The following is a 16,424-nucleotide window of genomic DNA, read 5'->3' as shown; positions in this document are numbered from 1 at the left end:
TTTAAGTATTAAAAGCCCTGAACATGCAAATGTTGAGGGCTTTTTTGTCTTGGTATTGAGGCACGATATACCAACGAGGCGGTCAGGGGTTAATGACCAATGGCGTTAAGATGTTGAATCAGGTACATCCGCATTTCAGTTGGGGTCTGGCTGACCCAAAAACCGCTCACATAGGCGATCAGTGGCAGCATAAATAGCAGCACGAATAACATGATGGTCAAGCCACGGGCAGATAGTGTGATGCCATTACGAGTACTTAAGTGCAGTGCCTCTTTTTTAGGGCAAGCGGATACACAACGCATACAGGCTTGGCATTCGTCTGAGCGAATATGCTTTTGGGTGTGCACGCTGATGGCCGCTGGGCAGGCGCGGGTGCATTTGTCACAGTTCATCCCTTTAGATTCGATAAGGCAGTGTTGGGTATTACGGCGTATTTTAAATGGGCTTAAAAAACTCAGTAGCCCAAGTAGTGCACCATAGGGACAGATGTAGCGACAGAAGCCTTGGCGTCGCCAAGCGACTATTGCCAAAATAACCCCGAAGCAAATTAAGGTGACCAGTCCTGGAGTGATAAAAAATAGCGCCATTTTTAGGTCGGCAACTTTATGGTAGTTACCGTTGAGGTAATGGGGGATCGATGCACTAGGCATACCGATCACAATGTAGAGTAAGGCGGCCAATAGTAGGTATTTGAGCATACGAAGTGGCCAGTCTAGCCATGCTGGTGGCAGAAATTCACGTTTAATGACGCGTTTTCTGAGTTTGTACAGGTATTCACCCGCCAAGCCCAGTGGGCAAGCCCAGCCGCAAAACGCTCGCTTACACAATAGCCCTGTCAGTAGTACCACGGTGAGCATCACAGCTGCAGCAGGGTGGTTTTGATCCCAAATGCCTAAACTTAAAATGGCCTTTAGCTCGATCCCCCCCGCGATAGGTAAAAATCCATCACCTACATCGGGGCGCATTAACCAAGGCGTTATGCCCATTTTTAGTAGGGCGGCATTAGCGGCAAACTGTAAACCCACCAGCAACATGGACAGTGCCAGCAGGTGTTGGCATACCTCCCTTAGAGTGTTGGCTCTCACAGTGCCTTTAATCAGCTCAGGGTGATAGCGGTTGGCGATAGCCAGTCCAGTGACGGCGATAAATAGCGCTAATAATAACGGCCAGTAAAGGGTGATTGCCAAGGTGCCAATGAGTAGGCCTCCCGCCAGCAGTGCCCCCCATTTTTTGCCGCTCCAATAGAGCAAACTGATGCTATACACCAAGGCTAACATTAAGGTTACAGATTCGATTATTGTCATTGTGGAAATACCAACTAATAGCTTGTATCTATAAGAGGAGATGGGATGATCTTAGTTCTTCTATGCTATCGATAGTGTGGTGTGAATCGCGAAATTAAGCCCTTATATGCCCGGTTTGATGATCTGTATCGCCTTGTTAGTAAAGTGTAATACGGCCAAAGCAGCATTGATGTTCGCTTAAATTAGTTCACTGTATTTGAGTCGGTGTGCTGAAAACAGAAGACACAAAAAAGCCCTCAGACGTGAGGGCTTTTATGAATAGGCAGTTAATTTGCCCCTTCGAGGGATTCGATAAACTGGGTCGACTCGGCTATCGATTTATTCATTTCGTTAATTAGGCTAGAAATATCGGTTTGCAGGCTGGCAAACTCGCCCTTAATGGCGCCTATGGCTTGGGCATTAAGGTTATGCTTGAGATAAAGCATGTTGTCTTTCATCGCCGTTAAAATGGGCGCCATTTTGCCCTCGGCGCGGCGCATGGTGCGCATCAGTTGGGTGTATGAGCGCTGGGTGTCGCGCAGTTTAGCCTCGCTATTGCGTCGTAGGCTGGCTTTACTTATCTCACCAATCTCTGTTTGCCACTCATCAAAGAGTGCTTCGGCGACATCTTCTACTTTATTGATACGACTGCTGACCTCGTCGGCGGCCTCTTGTGAGGCTTCGTACTCATCTTTGGCCTTGTTGTAAGCGCTTTGCAGATCGCCGCCATCATGATTGAGCAGTGCCTGCATCTCCTCTAATGCCGAGCTAAATTGTTCTTGCGCTTCTTGCTGCGACTCTTTGGCATCGCTTACTCTGTCAACCATGATGTCGCGTTTATGGTAACCCACTTTTTCCATCGCACCGTAATAGGCACTTTGGCAGCCGCTGAGTAGCATCACCGAGGTGATGATGGCTGCAGATAGTCTGTTTTTCATCCTAGAAGTATCCTTGTGTGAGTTTAGTCAGCTCTAAATTTGGCCGCGTCGATAATGCTCCATAGATGGGCGATACCGCCTATAATTGCCGGAACAATCAGCCACCATAAAGCGTAACCAACGATGGTGATGATGCAAAAGAGTAAGGCTGCCAAGATGCGTCCTTGCACTAATTGCCCCAACCCCGGGAAAAAGAAACTTGCGATAGCGGCAATCACATTGCCTGCAGAACCTTGTTGAGACATGAATTTATTCCTTACACTTGTATCTAGTGTCTTTAAACTTGTAATCTAGCTTACGCAGTTAACACTACTTGAATCAAGAGAATACCGTGATAAATAGAATCGACATAAGCCTGTTTCGTTCCATTATGCTAGGTATCTGGGCATTTATGATACATCTAAAGCAGCGTGTGGCGGAAGATCAGATCAACATGCGCGCCGGTCATTTGGCTTACGTGACCCTATTATCTTTGGTGCCTATGGTGGCGGTAACCATGTCGATGCTGTCGGCTTTCCCTGTGTTTAAAGGCATTAGAGTGCATATCGAGGCCTTTATTTACAATAATTTCATCCCCTCGGCAGGCGATAGCGTACAAACCTATATTAATGAATTTGTGGCTAATGCATCCAAAGGCACTGTGGTGGGGATTGGCGCCTTGGTGGTGGTCGCGATTTTACTGATATCTAATATCGATAAATCGCTTAATGGTATTTGGCGCACCACACAGCAGCGCCCATTTGCGGTCTCCTTGTCTATGTATTGGATGGTGCTGACCTTAGGCCCTGTACTGATGGGCGCGAGTTTAGTGGCGACCTCTTATGTGGTATCGCTGCAACTGTTTAATGATACCGAGTTTGGCGACGTGGTGCCTTGGTTAGTCGAGCGCTTACCCATGCTGTTTTCTGTGGCGACCTTTTTACTCATCTATATGGTAGTACCCAACACTAAGGTGAAGTTTTTCCATGCCTTATTAGGCGCAATTGCTGCCGCGTTGCTGTTTGAACTGGGCAAAAAAGGCTTTGCATTATACCTCACCGAATTTCCGGCCTATGAAGCTATTTATGGTGCATTAGCCACTATCCCTATTCTGTTTGTGTGGGTCTATCTGTCGTGGATCATTGTGCTGATTGGCGCCGAGATCACCGCCGCCATGCCTGAATATTTAGATAAACGCTTTTTATCACTCGATGATAGCGATGAGGTGGTTGCCGATGCAGGCAACCATGATGATAATCGTCCCCAAAAAGATAATGCCACAAGACCATGAGCGGGTTTGATGCCTTTGCGCTGATCCGCCAAGATTGGTTAGATGTCGGCGATGGTCATCGATTATTCTTAGCCCAATATGGCGATGCCGACGGCATTCCTGTGCTTTATCTGCATGGTGGCCCTGGGGCGGGGTGTTGCATTGATGAGCTTGCTCTGTTTGGCGTCGAGGGCTTACGTATTTATATGTTAGATCAACGCGCCGCAGGGCGCTCTAAACCCTATGGCCGCTTAGATAATAATGATCTCCACAGTTTATTAACCGACATTGAGAAGGCCAGACAATGGGCTGGAGTGGCGCGCTGGTGTCTGCTGGGGGGCTCATTTGGGGCAACGCTAGGGTATCTATACAGTTGCATCTATCCGCAGCGGGTGCAGGCTCAGGTGTTGTGGGGCCTGTTTATTCCATCGGCGGCTGGTGTCGACTGGCTTTATGGCCGCCGCGGCGTCGCGCAAATTTTTTCCTGCCAATATCGCCAGTTTGTTCGTCGGATCAATGATGATATTGGGCAACTCTTACAGCAATTTGAGCAGGACTTTAATAGTCAAGATAGTGATATTCGGGATGAGGCGATACAACGTTGGCTAGCTTGGGAACTGTCGCTCGCCGCCCCAGGTATGAGTGTCGATAATCTTGAGCAAGGCAGGGTGTTGGCCCGCATCGAGTTGCACTATGCTCGCCACGACTATTTTGGGGCTTATCCATTGATGCAACAGGTTGGGGGCCGATTACAATGCCCCACCGTTATCTTGCAAGGTGAGCTGGATTGGGTGTGTCCGCAGCGGTTAGTGGATGACTTTTTAAACCAATTTGGCCCGCCATTATTACGCTCTCGCCTAGTAAAAAGCGGCCATCATACTCTTATCGATACCAAGATGCGTCAGGCGGTCAGCGATGCGGTTGCGCAAATGACCCGTTACATTAAACATCAATAAAACAGATCGACAACTCGTGCTGCTTAGCTGAGCTAAGCCATAGACAAGTGGTTTTCGCCGACAGGGCGGTAATACAGACGTAGATAAGGAGAACAAGGGTTGTGATAGCCTTAATTCAGCGGGTAAAACAGGCGAAGGTCGAGGTGGCAGAAGAGACCATTGGCGCCATCAATCAAGGCTTATTAATTTTGCTTGGTGTAGAGCGTGAAGATGATATTGCTAAGATGGAAAAGTTGGCCTCTAAGGTGATGAACTACCGCGTTTTTGCCGATGATAATGGCAAGATGAACCTCAATGTGCAGCAAGTGGGCGGAAGCCTGCTGGTGGTGTCGCAGTTTACTTTAGCTGCCGATACTGGCCGTGGTTTGCGTCCCAGTTTTTCAGGGGCAGGCACCCCGCAGCAAGCCAAGGAGTTGTATCACGCCTTTGTGGATTATTGTCGAGCGCAAGGTATGGCGGTCGAAACGGGTGAATTTGCTGCCGATATGCAGGTCAGCTTAATTAATGACGGCCCTGTGACCTTTAATCTGCAGGTGTAGCCTATGCCCCTTAAGATCGCTGAACGATTAACGCAATTGGCTGAGATCTGGCATAACACCATTCCGGTGAGTGAGTTTATGCAGATAACGCCATTGTCATATCATGACGACCTCTTTAGCGTATCGGCATCCTTAGCTCCCAACATTAACCTGCATAACACTATGTTTGCCGGCAGCATCTATACCTTGATGACATTAACGGGTTGGGAAGTGGTTTGGCTTAATCAAAGTCTGTGTCAGGTTGCAGGGGATATAGTGCTGGCTAAGGCGGATATTCGTTATCTGGCCCCTGTTGATGCGACGCCTGTCGCCAAGGTGCGCTGGCCAGATGCTGATTTAAGTGATTTAGCTAAGGGACGTAAGGTGAAGGTGACCTTACAGGTCGCGCTTTATTGTGGTGACAAGTGTTGCGCCGAGTTTGAGGGGATATATGTGAGTTTGCCGCATTTATCCTTGGCATAACTATCGATCCATAGAGAGGGGTTGGCATCAAATAACAAAAAAGCCTCATTATTGAGGCTTTTTTTGGTTTTCATTATCCGGCTGGTGCTGAAAATCTATGATTATCCTTTTGGATAAACGTGAGCAACGCCTTTGTGACAGTCAACACAAGTCTTACGCTTGTCAGCGTCTTTCTTGAAGTTGTTTTCGTGCATTCTCTTGGCCATCTTCTTCATGGTTTCTGGCTGGTTCTCGTAAATACGAGTGTGACAATGCTGACAGTTAGCGCTGTCGTTAGCGCGGAAATATTTAAGTGCAAGGTCTGCTTGCTCTTTACGGTTTTCGTCTAACCATTCTTGCGTGTTAAAGCCATCGATAGTCAAGAAACCATAAAGGTCTTTAGACACGATGATCTTTTTAATCAGGTAATCAACTGGACCGTGAGGTAAGTGACAGTCTTGACACTGTACTGTGATCCCTGCGCTACCACCACCATGGGCAGAGGCTAACACTTCATCCTTAAGTGAATGATTGCTATGGCAAGACATACAGAATTCATCTGTACTGGTTGCATGTAATGTTTGCTGTGTCGCGAAATAACCCACAACACCGATGACAACACCGACCACAATGAGGGCTAGTATTGAGTATTTCGCGCTTGGTTTGAATAGTGCACGCCAGTTCATCGCTGTATCTCCAAAATATAGTTGTTTTATCTAATATTTACTTCATCTCTGACACTGAGTATAACCAGAAGCAGACGGTGGATCTGGGTTTATAACTGTAAAATGAGAGCTAGCTCTAACTCTAATTTACATTAATGAGAATATCGTAATTTGATTAATATATATGCGTATTAACTAAAGTTACTGCAAACTGAAGGATGTAGCAAGGTTGATCACGTCTTTGCGTTAACGTTGTTCTTGTTGTGAATAGTTTGCTAGGTGTTCATCTGTGACGGTGGCTAAATATTTCTGGAGCAGGGATGGAACCTATTGGTGGTTATGCCGGTCTATTGCAACAGGTGGGCATTGATAAGCATAATTTAGTGCCGGCCTCGATAAACTTATCTTGCTGAAAGGCATATTGAAATAGGCAGGTTATTACCTTTAGATATCACTGATGTTTGTCAGGAAATTGTGAATTCAATCAAGGTTGTTTAAAAATTTCGTGATAGACTGACGCTATCTCATTGTTAGGAAAGTTCATGCGCAACGTATTTCGCCACCATACATTAGTTATCTTTACTCTGTTCGCCATGTTGGGACAGGTAATGCTATCTAATGGTTTTTCTATGGTGCCCAATGCCCAAGCCCATGATTTATCCATGATGATGCAGATGAGCAATAGTGAAGTGTGTCATCCATCCGAAATAGTGCGTCAAGCTCACTGCTGCGATGCCGAGCAAAATATGCTTCCCGCGGCTCAGCATTGCTGTGAAGGCAATGGATATTGCGAGGGAGATTGTACCCACTGCTTAGTGATTTCGATGACAGGCACTCTATTTAGCGTCACGTCTTGGCCAGACTTTCGCGGCTCAGAATCTATCTTGGCTACTCAAATGCCTCATTTCCACTCCATCTCGTTAGGGTCAGAACTTAAACCTCCGATTGCGTAACATTGTCGGCTATTGCCGACGCTAGATGTTACCTGCAATGTCAGGTCTGATTTTTAGCTTTAATCTTTTATATATTTTTAGTCGTTAACCCCTGCTATGTGCATGGCGATAGATTGTGCGATGTCACCATAAGCTGACTTGTCAGTGTGATGCGCCTTCTCTACCGTCGTTTTATGCAGTAACGGGATATTAACGGTGATTATTTTATATTTAGCCGTCAATTACTTAAGCCATATTTGGCTATAACAAGGCTCAACGCCTAGTAATACGGCCACCATTACGATGGAGTCAATCAATGAAAACCCTTATCAGTTTAGTGCTCACTGCTTTTCTTTTTGTTATCTCGGCGCCGATGGCATCTGCCCATCAGCACGCTCATGGTGAGCAAGCCGGGCAACATTACGATTGCCCTATGCATCCTGAAGTTGTTGGTGAGAAAGGTGATACTTGCCCAAAATGCGGTATGAACCTCACACCAGTTAAAGGTGCTGCTGAACATAAGAAATGCCCACACGGCGAACATCAGGCAAGTGCGTCAGCACACCATGGTCAGCATGATGCCAGCAAGTGTGATAACTGTCCGAAACATAAAAATGATGCTAAAGCGACTGTAAAATACGACTGTCCAATGCACCCAGAGGTCATTGGTGAAAAGGGTGATACCTGCCCCAAGTGTGGAATGAACCTCACGCCAGTTAAAGATGCTGCTTTGAGTGCAAAATACGACTGTCCAATGCATCCTGAAGTGGTTGGTGAAAAAGGGGATACCTGCCCTAAATGCGGTATGAACCTCACGCCAGTTAACGCGGCTCATGGCGCAGCAACGCATAAACATCACTAATTACTGAGTGGGACTGAGGCATTATGAGTTATTTCAATATGAGTGATAAGCGTAAACCATTGACGTATTTCGTCAGTGTATTACTGATAGCAACGCCGCAATTGAGTGCGGCCCAAGTGGAGTTAAGCGGCAGTGATAGTGCGGCGCAAATCCAACATCAACATCTTGGCGAGCAAAAAACCTATGTGTGCCCCATGCATCCAGAGGAAACCAGCCATGAGGCCGGCAGTCGCTGCCCGCAGTGCAATATGTTTCTGGTTGAGCAACAACATGAGTCGGCATTAAAAGATAAGGCCGCTAGCGCCGAGCAAAAAACCTATGTGTGCCCCATGCATCCAGAGGAAACCAGCCATGAGGCCGGCAGCCGCTGTCCGCAGTGCAATATGTTTCTGGTTGAAGAGGAGGAGGAAGAGGCCGTCGATACCGCCCATGCCGCGCATCAAGCTGCCAGTGTTGAGGCATTTGATCCCTTAGCCCAAGCCAAACCCGCTCCTTTAACCGGTGAGCCTTCGATCAAATATGTCTGCCCAATGCATGCGCATATCATCAGCGATGTGCCGGGTACGTGTCCTATCTGCGGCATGAACCTTGAAAAAGTCGAAGTGGGCGGTGGCCAGTCTGAAATCGAGATCCAAGTCTCCGGTGGCATGCAGCAAGCCTTAGCGTTAAAAGTAGCGCCAGCGACACGGGGCACTATGTGGAAGTTTGTCAGAACCGTTGGTCAGATAGGCTATGACGAGAGTGAAATTAGCCACATTCACGCTAGGGTCAACGGCTGGATAGAAAAGCTCGCCATTAAGTCTGTCGGCGATAAGGTGACGAAAGGCCAGTTGCTGTATGAGATCTACTCGCCAGACTTGATCAACGCGCAAGATGATTATCTGTTGGCGCTGGGCAGTTTACGCAGCTCGGGCAACAGTAAAAACTATCAAGATTTAGTGCGCCGTGCCGGATTGAGGCTTGAGCTGTTAGGCATGACTCGCGGCCAAATTGAGCGCCTAGCCAAGACGGAGCAGACCCAATATCGGGTGCCCTTTTATGCACAAACCGATGGCATAGTGAAACAGCTGTCGGTTAGAGACGGTATGTATATTCAGCCTGCCACCGAGGTGATGTCATTAGCGAACTTGTCTAAGGTGTGGGTGATTGCCGATGTGTTTGAGAATGAGCAGAGTTGGATTGCTTTAGGGCAACATACCGAAGTGTCAGTGCCTGCGATGGGACTACAAGATATCGAGGGCGTAGTCGATTATATCTACCCCGAACTTGATCCTGTGACCCGCAGTTTACGGGTCAGAATCGTGCTCAATAGCAGCGACGTGGCACTGCGCCCCAATACGCTGGCCAATATTGCCATTTTTGGCGGTCCTAATCGTAATGCCTTAGTGATCCCGCAAGAGGCTTTAATCCAAACTGGGCATGAAAACCGGGTGATTGTTAAGCAGAGCGACAACAGTTTTGTAGCACGCCAAGTCACTGTGGGCATGATGTCTCAAGGTAAAGCGGAGATCCTCAGCGGCTTAAGCGAAGGGGAAAACGTGGTGATCTCGGGGCAGTTCTTGCTGGATTCAGAAGCCAGCCTAAAAGGCAGCTTAATGCGCCTTAGCAGCGGCCATCAGCACTAGGGGACATTATGTTAAGCAAAATTATTCAACTGGCCATTCAGCAAAGGCTGATGGTGCTGATCATCACCATCATGATTGGCGTGTGGGGCGTACAAGAGCTCAGAAATACCCCGTTAGATGCCTTACCGGATCTGTCGGATGTGCAGGTGATCATCAAGACCCCTTTTGCGGGGCAGGCCCCTCAACTGGTCGAGGAGCAGGTCACTTACCCTTTATCGACCGCGATGCTCGCGGTTCCGGGCGCGAAAACCGTGCGTGGTTATTCGTTTTTTGGTGACTCTTATGTGTATGTCATCTTCGAAGATGGCACCGACATCTACTGGGCCCGTTCACGGGTACTGGAATATTTAAGCCAAGTAAGTAGTCGCTTACCGCCTGGCGTTCAGCCGTCATTGGGGCCTGACGCCTCGGGGGTGGGCTGGATTTTTGAATATGCCCTAGTGGATCGCTCTGGCAGTTTAGACCTGTCGCAATTAAAAAGTCTGCAAGACTGGTACTTAAAATTAGAGCTGCAAAGTGTGGCGGGAGTGTCAGAAGTCGCCACCGTTGGCGGTATGGAGCAAACCTATCAAATCGTCGTAGAGCCAGACAAGCTGGCCATCTATCGTTTAGATATCGCCACCATTAAAAACGCCATCGCGAAATCGAACACCGAAGCTGGCGGCTCGGTGATTGAGATGGCCGAAGCAGAATATATGGTGCGGGCTAAAGGTTACCGACAAACCTTAGATGATTTTCGTGAAATCCCACTAGGGATCACCAGCCCCTCGGGAACGCCTCTGTTACTTAAAGATGTAGCGACGGTGCGTAAAGGCCCAGCGTCGCGCCGTGGCATCGCCGAGCTCGACGGTGAAGGTGAAGTGGTGGGCGGCATTATCGTAATGCGCTACGGTGAAAATGCCTTAGCCACCATTGAAGCGGTTAAAGTCAAGTTAGAGCAGCTTAAGGCCGGTTTGCCCCAAGGCGTCGAAATTGTGCCCACTTACGACAGATCGCATTTGATTGAAAGCTCGGTCGACAACTTGTTCAACAAGGTGATTGAGGAGATGGTAGTTGTCGGCGTGGTCTGTTTGCTGTTTTTGCTGCATGCGCGCTCGACATTGGTGGCGGTGATCACTCTACCGCTGTCTATTCTCATCGCCTTTATCGTGATGAATAAGATGGGAGTGAACGCTAACATCATGAGTCTAGGTGGCATCGCCATCGCCATTGGTGCCGTGGTCGATGGGGCCATTGTGATGATAGAGAACATGCACAAACATCTGGAGCACTTTAGGCAGGAGCATCAGCGTGGCCCAGATAATAAAGAGCATTGGCACATCGTGGCTCAAGCCTCGGTCGAGGTGGGGCCGGCGCTATTTTTCTCACTGCTTATCATTACCTTAAGCTTTGTGCCGGTATTTGCTTTAGAGGCGCAAGAGGGACGGTTGTTTAGCCCGCTGGCTTACACTAAAACCTTTGCGATGGCGGCTGCGGCCGTGCTGTCGATAACTTTAGTCCCCGTACTCATGGGCTTCTTTATTCGCGGCAATATTCCTAAAGAGAGCAGTAACCCCATTAGCCGGGTATTAATTGCCTTGTATAAGCCGTCGCTGACGCTGGTACTGCGCTTTCCTAAAATCACCTTGTTAGTGGCATTAGTGGCGCTGGGCAGCGCTTGGTATCCGGTGACGCAAATGGGCAGCGAGTTTATGCCTGAACTGGAAGAGGGCGATCTGCTGTATATGCCCACCGCCTTACCGGGGATCAGTGCCAGTAAAGCGGCCGAAGTTCTGCAACAGACCGACAGATTAATTAAAACCGTGCCTGAGGTTAAGCGGGTGTTTGGTAAGGTGGGGCGCGCCGAAACCGCGACCGATCCGGCGCCGCTCACCATGTTAGAGACCACCATTATGCTTAAACCCAGAGCCGAGTGGCGCGAGGGTATTGAGTTAAGCGACATCATAGATCAGCTGCAAAAAACCGTTAAAGTGCCCGGTTTAACCAACGCCTGGGTGCAGCCGATTAAGACCCGTATCGATATGTTATCGACGGGGATAAAAACCCCGGTAGGGATTAAGATCACTGGCGCCGATGTCAATGAGTTGCAGCAAGTGGGCGCCGATATCGAGGCGATACTCAGTCAGTTGCCACATACCAAATCGGCTTATGCCGAGCGGGTTGGCGGCGGACGTTATATCGATATCACCCCTAAGTTAGATGTGGCTTCCCGTTACGGCATGTCGCTGAGTGATATTCAAGATGTGGTGCGCTATGCCATCGGGGGGATGAAAATTGGTGAGTCGGTGCAGGGCGCCGAGCGTTACCCTATCAACCTGCGTTATCCCCGAGAGCTGCGTGACAATATCGACAAGCTAAGAGAGCTTCCGGTGATCACTAAGTCAGGGCATTACCTGCCGCTACGCAACTTGGCCGATATCAGCATTAGCGATGGCGCGCCTATGTTAAAGAGTGAAAACGGTCGCCTGATCTCGTGGGTGTTTGTCGATATTGAGGGCACTTCAATTGGCGAGTACATCACTCAGGCGCAAACGGTGCTCGATGAGCAGTTGGTGGTGCCGCCGCGTTACAGTTATAGCTTTGCCGGGCAGTATGAATATATGCAGCGGGTGGACGCTAAATTGAAAAAGGTGATCCCCATGGCGCTGGCAGTGATCTTTATTCTGCTGATGATGACTTTTGGCTCAACCATGCAGGCTTCTATCATCATGCTCAGCTTGCCCTTCGCCTTGGTGGGCAGCACTTGGTTGCTCTACCTGCTCGACTTTAATATGTCGGTAGCGGTGGCCGTTGGGATGATCGCGTTAGCGGGTGTGGCCGCCGAGTTTGGGGTGGTGATGTTGGTCTACCTTAATAATGCCATTAAGCATCGTAAAGAGACCGGCAGCTATGTGGTCATTGACGATCTTAAAGCGGCGCTTATCGAGGGGGCAGTGATGCGTATTCGACCTAAGGCGATGACGGTCGCGACTATCTTCTTTGGCCTGTTGCCTATCATGTGGGGCTCAGGAGCGGGTAATGATGTGATGCAAAAGATTGCTGCGCCTATGGTGGGCGGCATGATCACCGCACCGTTGCTGTCGCTGTTTGTGTTACCCGCGCTGTATTTACTGATTTACGGCCGCACGCTGAGCAAGGATGAGGCTAATACCTAGTTGCTTATCTTGTAAATGACAACAGTAAACAAAAAAGGCGCTCTATAGAGCGCCTTTTTTTATTGGGTAACAGTGAGGTGAATTACGAGCCGTATACGGGCAGTAAATCAGCCATGGCAAGCAGATGACAGGCCGCCGTCAGGACGCCATAACCAATGACGATAGCGATCACTGCAGTGCCGCCCGGCACTTTAAAGCTCTGACTATCAGGAAACATCTGCCGTGCACGATACGCCATTAAGGCTGGTACAATCGCCGCCCAAACGGTGGCGGCGATGGCCGCAAAGCCAATGGCAATTAAAAAGCCATTGGGAAACAGCAGTCCAAGTAGGGTTGGCGGTACAAAGGTGACGGTAGCGGTTTTTAAACGGCCAGTGCGAGTTTCTTCAAAGCCGAATAGATCCGCAAGGTAGTCAAACAGCCCTAAGGTCACCCCTAAAAACGACGAGGCTACCGCCAAGTTAGCAAACAGGGTTAGCATGGTATTAAGCCAACTGCTGGCCATCACATCCGATAGCGCCGCCACTAACACGCCCATATTGCCGCCTTGGGAGATAATATCGATAAACTCGATACGCGAGATATTGCCCATGGTGGCCATGAGCCAGCAAACATAGATGATAAACGCGATTAAGGTGCCCAAGGTGATGGCTTTCACTATGGTATTGGCATCTTTACCATAATACTTCACTAAGCTTGGCACATTGCCGTGGTAACCAAAGCTGACTAAACCAAACGGGATCGCCGCCAACATATAGGGTAAATAGCGGGTCTCACCATTGGGATGGAATAACTTAGTGGGTTCAATTTCGATCAGCAAGTTACCTATGGCCAAAAAGAAGGTGATTATCATCCCGCCCAGCATGATGGTGGTGATGCGATCGACCGCCTTAGTGCTGATAAACACCACGATGGCTAAGCCAACGGCGAAGATGAGTCCGGCTAAGCCTTGGGGTAATTCAATTCCTAATCCCGCTAGGCTATGGTTGACGATGGAGCCGCCGCCACTGATGTAAGCATAGGCCAGAATATACAACACAAAGGCGATGGACAGACCGTTTACGATACGCCAAAAGTTACCTAAGGTGTCGCGGGTCAAGGTGTCAAAACTGGCGCCGGGTTCAAAGTGTAAATTGGTTTCGAGCAGCAATAGCCCTGATACCAACATGCAAAACCACACGCCTAACATCATCAATAGCGAGTAACTAAACCACATACCCGCACCGACGACAGGCAGAGAGAACATTCCGGCACCGACGGCGGTACCTGCGATAATCATTGCGCCACCCAATAATGATTTGCCAGAGGCTTTATGCTTGGCGGCATTCATATGGTTGGCCATTACGCGTGGTGCTCCGCAGCGACACTGTCGACAATGGTTTGTTTCACTGAGGCACGCAGCAGATGGTTCGCCCGTGAGCGAATACGCTGCACATCGGCTTGCTTAGCATCACCGGCCAGATAACCTAACTCTTTTAGCTTAACGCTTAGGGTACCGTAGAGTTTCTTATCATAAAACTCAGGTGCAGTAATGCCATGCAATGCGCCAAGGCGCTGAGCTAACTGATGGCTGTCGCTCTCAAGTTCCGAGCGTTCAATGTTAGGTGCTGCGGCCAAGATATTGAAGATAATGGCGTAGCGCTGCATAGTTTCACTGATGGTGCCTGCCAAATGCAGTAGCTGATTAAGGTGCTCTAGATTGACGCTAAAGCTAGCGGCTTCAATGATAAGCCCTTGTTCAAGTAGCAGATCTAATAACTGAGACACATACTCAGGTATATCGTCTATCCCCATAAACAGTTCGGCTTGTAGCAGAGGATAAAAGTCTTCGACAGTATCGATAATCGTTTGACGAGTGCAGTTATCGTGCTGGGTTAGGCAACTGGCGATTAACGACGGAATAACCATTAAATGAATAATATTATTTCGATAATAGGTCATGGAGACCGCTTGGCTCTCATCGATAGAGATGATGTCACCCAGTGGGTCGCTGTCGAGCTTGAACTTTTTCAGCTCAAGACCCTGTTCTATCAATTTGGCGCCGTCGCCTTCAACGACCGAGGCAAACTCGGTGTAAGGCAGCTTTTTGAGCAACGTCAGATACAGATCTAGCTGTTTTTCCAGCTGTGAGCGTTCCAGTGCATGTTGCTCTGAGGCCAGTAACACTAAACTGGTTAAGGTCACCGAGCTGACAGCGGCGGCATCGTTAATGCGTGTCATCACCCGATTAGCCAAAGTGTTGACCACAGGGGTGAGCCAAGTGGGTTTTTGCTCTCGGTCTTGGGCCAGCTCTTCACGCCAGTTTGGCACTTGCTCGTTGAGGAAGTTGTGTAGTGTGATTGGCTGACCAAAGTTAACGTAACCTTGACCGAAATTGCCTAATTTACGGATGGCACCAAACACCTGCCATAGTGACTCTTTTTTCTTTTTCTTGCCGCTGAGCTCTTTATGGTAAGTGGCCACTTCCATCACATGATCATAACCCAAATACACAGGCACTAAGGTCACCGGGCGCTCGACTCCGCGCAGCACACTGTTAAGTGTCATGGCGATCATGCCAGTTTTGGGCGCCAGCAAGCGGCCTGTGCGTGAACGTCCACCTTCGGTGAAATACTCAACCGAATAGCCTTTGGCAAACAGCTGGTCTAAGTATTCACGAAATACTGCGGTGTATAACTTATTGCCGCGGAAGCTGCGGCGAATAAAGAAGGCGCCGCCACGGCGGAACATGGGGCCTGCTGGCCAGAAGTTAAGGTTAATCCCGGCGGCAATATGCGGTGGCACCATGCCTTGGTAATAGAGGATATAAGAGAGCAGCAGGTAGTCCATATGGCTACGGTGACAAGGGACATAGACAATTTCATGGCCATCATGGTGTAGCTGACGAACTTGCTCGGCGCCTTTGATATTGATGCCTTTATACAGTTTATTCCATAGCCAAGTGAGGAAGCGCTCGGCAATACGCACTAGGCTGTCGGAGTAATCCGCCGCGATCTCATCTAGGTATTCGAGCGCGGTTTCACGGGCTTTGGCTTCGGAGATTTTTTTGCTATGAGCTTCTTCTTGAATCGCTTTTTTCATCGACTCAGATTTGAGCAGCGAGTGGAATAAATTTTGGCGATTAGGCAAGACAGGCCCAGTCATGACCTTGCGTTGACGACGAAAATGCACCCGTGCCACTCGCGCCAGTTTTTGCGCTATACGTTTATCTGTACCGTGTTCATCGGCCATATATCGTAGCGACATCGCATTAGAAAACTGCACAAAGTTGTGTCTGCCTAAGAATAAAATCATCAGGCATTTACGCAGCCAAGTCGGGTTCTCCCGCTCTAAAACCGCCGCCTTCATGGTGTCATCTTCTTTGCCTGGAGTACGCCCCCAGTACAGGCTGACTGGCACAAGTTGAATGTCGAGCTCAGGATGTTGTTTGTGCGCACTTAACAGGCGAGTGAAGCTGTCGAGGTAATACTCGTTGCTCTCGCGCTCACCAAACAAGGGTTTGGCCCCTTCGAGGCAAACCACGCGCGACACTTTTTCGCCGCACACATCGAGTGCTTCATAGGGACTCGGTAAGCCGAGTTTAGCGGTTATCTCGCTCAATGCGGCGATATCGCTGATGGATTTCGTCTTCATTACGTAGACTAGAGGTCTATCTGAATCTAGATTAAGGTCATCAAAAGGATGCTGGGGGACCACTATGGTATGAACCAGCTTCTTTTGTATCCAACGTAATGATTTAAACCAGAAAGAGTCTTGTTTGGACATGATTATGTATGCAT

General features: G+C 48.8%; 14 protein-coding genes. 8 read left to right on the top strand and 6 right to left on the bottom strand.

Going from position 1 to position 16,424, the window contains the following annotated elements; translation table 11 throughout:
- Positions 1-89 precede the first annotated feature (89 nt).
- From AC5YBZ_RS16255 to AC5YBZ_RS16245, 3 genes are all read right to left on the bottom strand, one after another.
- Complete coding sequence (locus tag AC5YBZ_RS16255; RefSeq protein WP_475515130.1) at positions 90-1,304, bottom strand: 4Fe-4S binding protein; 1,215 nt, start codon at positions 1,302-1,304, stop codon at positions 90-92.
- A gap of 266 nt (positions 1,305-1,570) precedes the next feature.
- Positions 1,571-2,221, bottom strand: a complete 651-nt coding sequence (locus AC5YBZ_RS16250) for a DUF2959 domain-containing protein (protein ID WP_475515129.1) — start codon at positions 2,219-2,221, stop codon at positions 1,571-1,573.
- A gap of 23 nt (positions 2,222-2,244) precedes the next feature.
- Positions 2,245-2,466, bottom strand: a complete 222-nt coding sequence (locus AC5YBZ_RS16245; protein WP_475515128.1) for a hypothetical protein — start codon at positions 2,464-2,466, stop codon at positions 2,245-2,247.
- Positions 2,467-2,552: 86 nt separating this feature from the next.
- Between AC5YBZ_RS16245 and AC5YBZ_RS16240 the strand changes: the two genes are divergently transcribed.
- The 4 genes from AC5YBZ_RS16240 (at position 2,553) to AC5YBZ_RS16225 (ending at position 5,427) form a co-directional block, all read left to right on the top strand.
- Complete coding sequence (locus AC5YBZ_RS16240) at positions 2,553-3,491, top strand: virulence factor BrkB family protein (RefSeq protein ID WP_475515127.1); 939 nt, start codon at positions 2,553-2,555, stop codon at positions 3,489-3,491.
- On the top strand, positions 3,488-4,426 hold the full coding sequence (locus AC5YBZ_RS16235) for an alpha/beta fold hydrolase (RefSeq protein ID WP_494543199.1): 939 nt from the start codon (positions 3,488-3,490) through the stop codon (positions 4,424-4,426). Before AC5YBZ_RS16240 ends, AC5YBZ_RS16235 begins: the two co-directional genes overlap by 4 nt.
- Before the next feature lie 101 nt (positions 4,427-4,527).
- Positions 4,528-4,965, top strand: coding sequence for a D-aminoacyl-tRNA deacylase (gene dtd, locus AC5YBZ_RS16230; protein ID WP_494543198.1), 438 nt, complete (start codon positions 4,528-4,530; stop codon positions 4,963-4,965).
- A 3-nt stretch (positions 4,966-4,968) separates the two neighbouring features.
- Entirely contained in the window at positions 4,969-5,427 is a 459-nt protein-coding gene (locus tag AC5YBZ_RS16225) for a thioesterase domain-containing protein (RefSeq protein WP_494543197.1), read from the top strand.
- Between the two features lie 101 nt (positions 5,428-5,528).
- Here AC5YBZ_RS16225 and AC5YBZ_RS16220 read toward each other — a convergent pair whose 3' ends face one another.
- Positions 5,529-6,092, bottom strand: a complete 564-nt coding sequence (locus tag AC5YBZ_RS16220) for a NapC/NirT family cytochrome c (RefSeq protein ID WP_494520676.1) — start codon at positions 6,090-6,092, stop codon at positions 5,529-5,531.
- Positions 6,093-6,613: 521 nt separating this feature from the next.
- Between AC5YBZ_RS16220 and AC5YBZ_RS16215 the strand changes: the two genes are divergently transcribed.
- From AC5YBZ_RS16215 to AC5YBZ_RS16200, 4 genes are all read left to right on the top strand, one after another.
- Positions 6,614-7,024: a hypothetical protein gene (locus AC5YBZ_RS16215; protein WP_494520677.1), complete on the top strand. Its 411-nt coding sequence runs from the start codon at positions 6,614-6,616 to the stop codon at positions 7,022-7,024.
- Positions 7,025-7,319: 295 nt separating this feature from the next.
- The gene (locus AC5YBZ_RS16210) at positions 7,320-7,865 is read left to right on the top strand and encodes a heavy metal-binding domain-containing protein (protein WP_494520678.1); all 546 of its coding nucleotides are present in this window, start codon (positions 7,320-7,322) and stop codon (positions 7,863-7,865) included.
- 23 nt (positions 7,866-7,888) lie between these two features.
- Positions 7,889-9,490, top strand: coding sequence for an efflux RND transporter periplasmic adaptor subunit (locus AC5YBZ_RS16205; protein ID WP_494543196.1), 1,602 nt, complete (start codon positions 7,889-7,891; stop codon positions 9,488-9,490).
- Positions 9,491-9,498: 8 nt separating this feature from the next.
- Positions 9,499-12,645, top strand: coding sequence for an efflux RND transporter permease subunit (locus AC5YBZ_RS16200; protein ID WP_494543195.1), 3,147 nt, complete (start codon positions 9,499-9,501; stop codon positions 12,643-12,645).
- A gap of 82 nt (positions 12,646-12,727) precedes the next feature.
- Here the strand turns inward: AC5YBZ_RS16200 and mtr are convergent, their stop codons facing one another.
- Together mtr and plsB are read right to left on the bottom strand one after the other, a co-directional pair.
- Entirely contained in the window at positions 12,728-13,987 is a 1,260-nt protein-coding gene (gene mtr, locus AC5YBZ_RS16195; protein ID WP_494543194.1) for a tryptophan permease, read from the bottom strand.
- Positions 13,987-16,410: a glycerol-3-phosphate 1-O-acyltransferase PlsB gene (gene plsB / locus AC5YBZ_RS16190; RefSeq protein WP_494524055.1), complete on the bottom strand. Its 2,424-nt coding sequence runs from the start codon at positions 16,408-16,410 to the stop codon at positions 13,987-13,989. Before plsB ends, mtr begins: the two co-directional genes overlap by 1 nt.
- Positions 16,411-16,424 lie beyond the last annotated feature (14 nt).

The organism is Shewanella sp. 553, from assembly GCF_059338375.1.
Note: the sequence above shows the minus strand (reverse complement) of the source record. Positions and strands in the feature narration are given on the sequence as shown.

Excerpts from the sequence above, each read along its gene's own strand:
- AC5YBZ_RS16255 (WP_475515130.1), bottom strand. The coding sequence starts at position 1,304 with ATGACAATAATCGAATCTGTAACCTTAATGTTAGCCTTGGTGTATAGC.
- AC5YBZ_RS16250 (WP_475515129.1), bottom strand. The coding sequence starts at position 2,221 with ATGAAAAACAGACTATCTGCAGCCATCATCACCTCGGTGATGCTACTC.
- AC5YBZ_RS16245 (WP_475515128.1), bottom strand. The coding sequence starts at position 2,466 with ATGTCTCAACAAGGTTCTGCAGGCAATGTGATTGCCGCTATCGCAAGT.
- AC5YBZ_RS16235 (WP_494543199.1), top strand. The coding sequence starts at position 3,488 with ATGAGCGGGTTTGATGCCTTTGCGCTGATCCGCCAAGATTGGTTAGAT.
- AC5YBZ_RS16225 (WP_494543197.1), top strand. The coding sequence starts at position 4,969 with ATGCCCCTTAAGATCGCTGAACGATTAACGCAATTGGCTGAGATCTGG.
- AC5YBZ_RS16220 (WP_494520676.1), bottom strand. The coding sequence starts at position 6,092 with ATGAACTGGCGTGCACTATTCAAACCAAGCGCGAAATACTCAATACTA.
- AC5YBZ_RS16215 (WP_494520677.1), top strand. The coding sequence starts at position 6,614 with ATGCGCAACGTATTTCGCCACCATACATTAGTTATCTTTACTCTGTTC.
- AC5YBZ_RS16210 (WP_494520678.1), top strand. The coding sequence starts at position 7,320 with ATGAAAACCCTTATCAGTTTAGTGCTCACTGCTTTTCTTTTTGTTATC.
- AC5YBZ_RS16205 (WP_494543196.1), top strand. The coding sequence starts at position 7,889 with ATGAGTTATTTCAATATGAGTGATAAGCGTAAACCATTGACGTATTTC.
- AC5YBZ_RS16200 (WP_494543195.1), top strand. The coding sequence starts at position 9,499 with ATGTTAAGCAAAATTATTCAACTGGCCATTCAGCAAAGGCTGATGGTG.
- mtr (WP_494543194.1), bottom strand. The coding sequence starts at position 13,987 with ATGGCCAACCATATGAATGCCGCCAAGCATAAAGCCTCTGGCAAATCA.
- plsB (WP_494524055.1), bottom strand. The coding sequence starts at position 16,410 with ATGTCCAAACAAGACTCTTTCTGGTTTAAATCATTACGTTGGATACAA.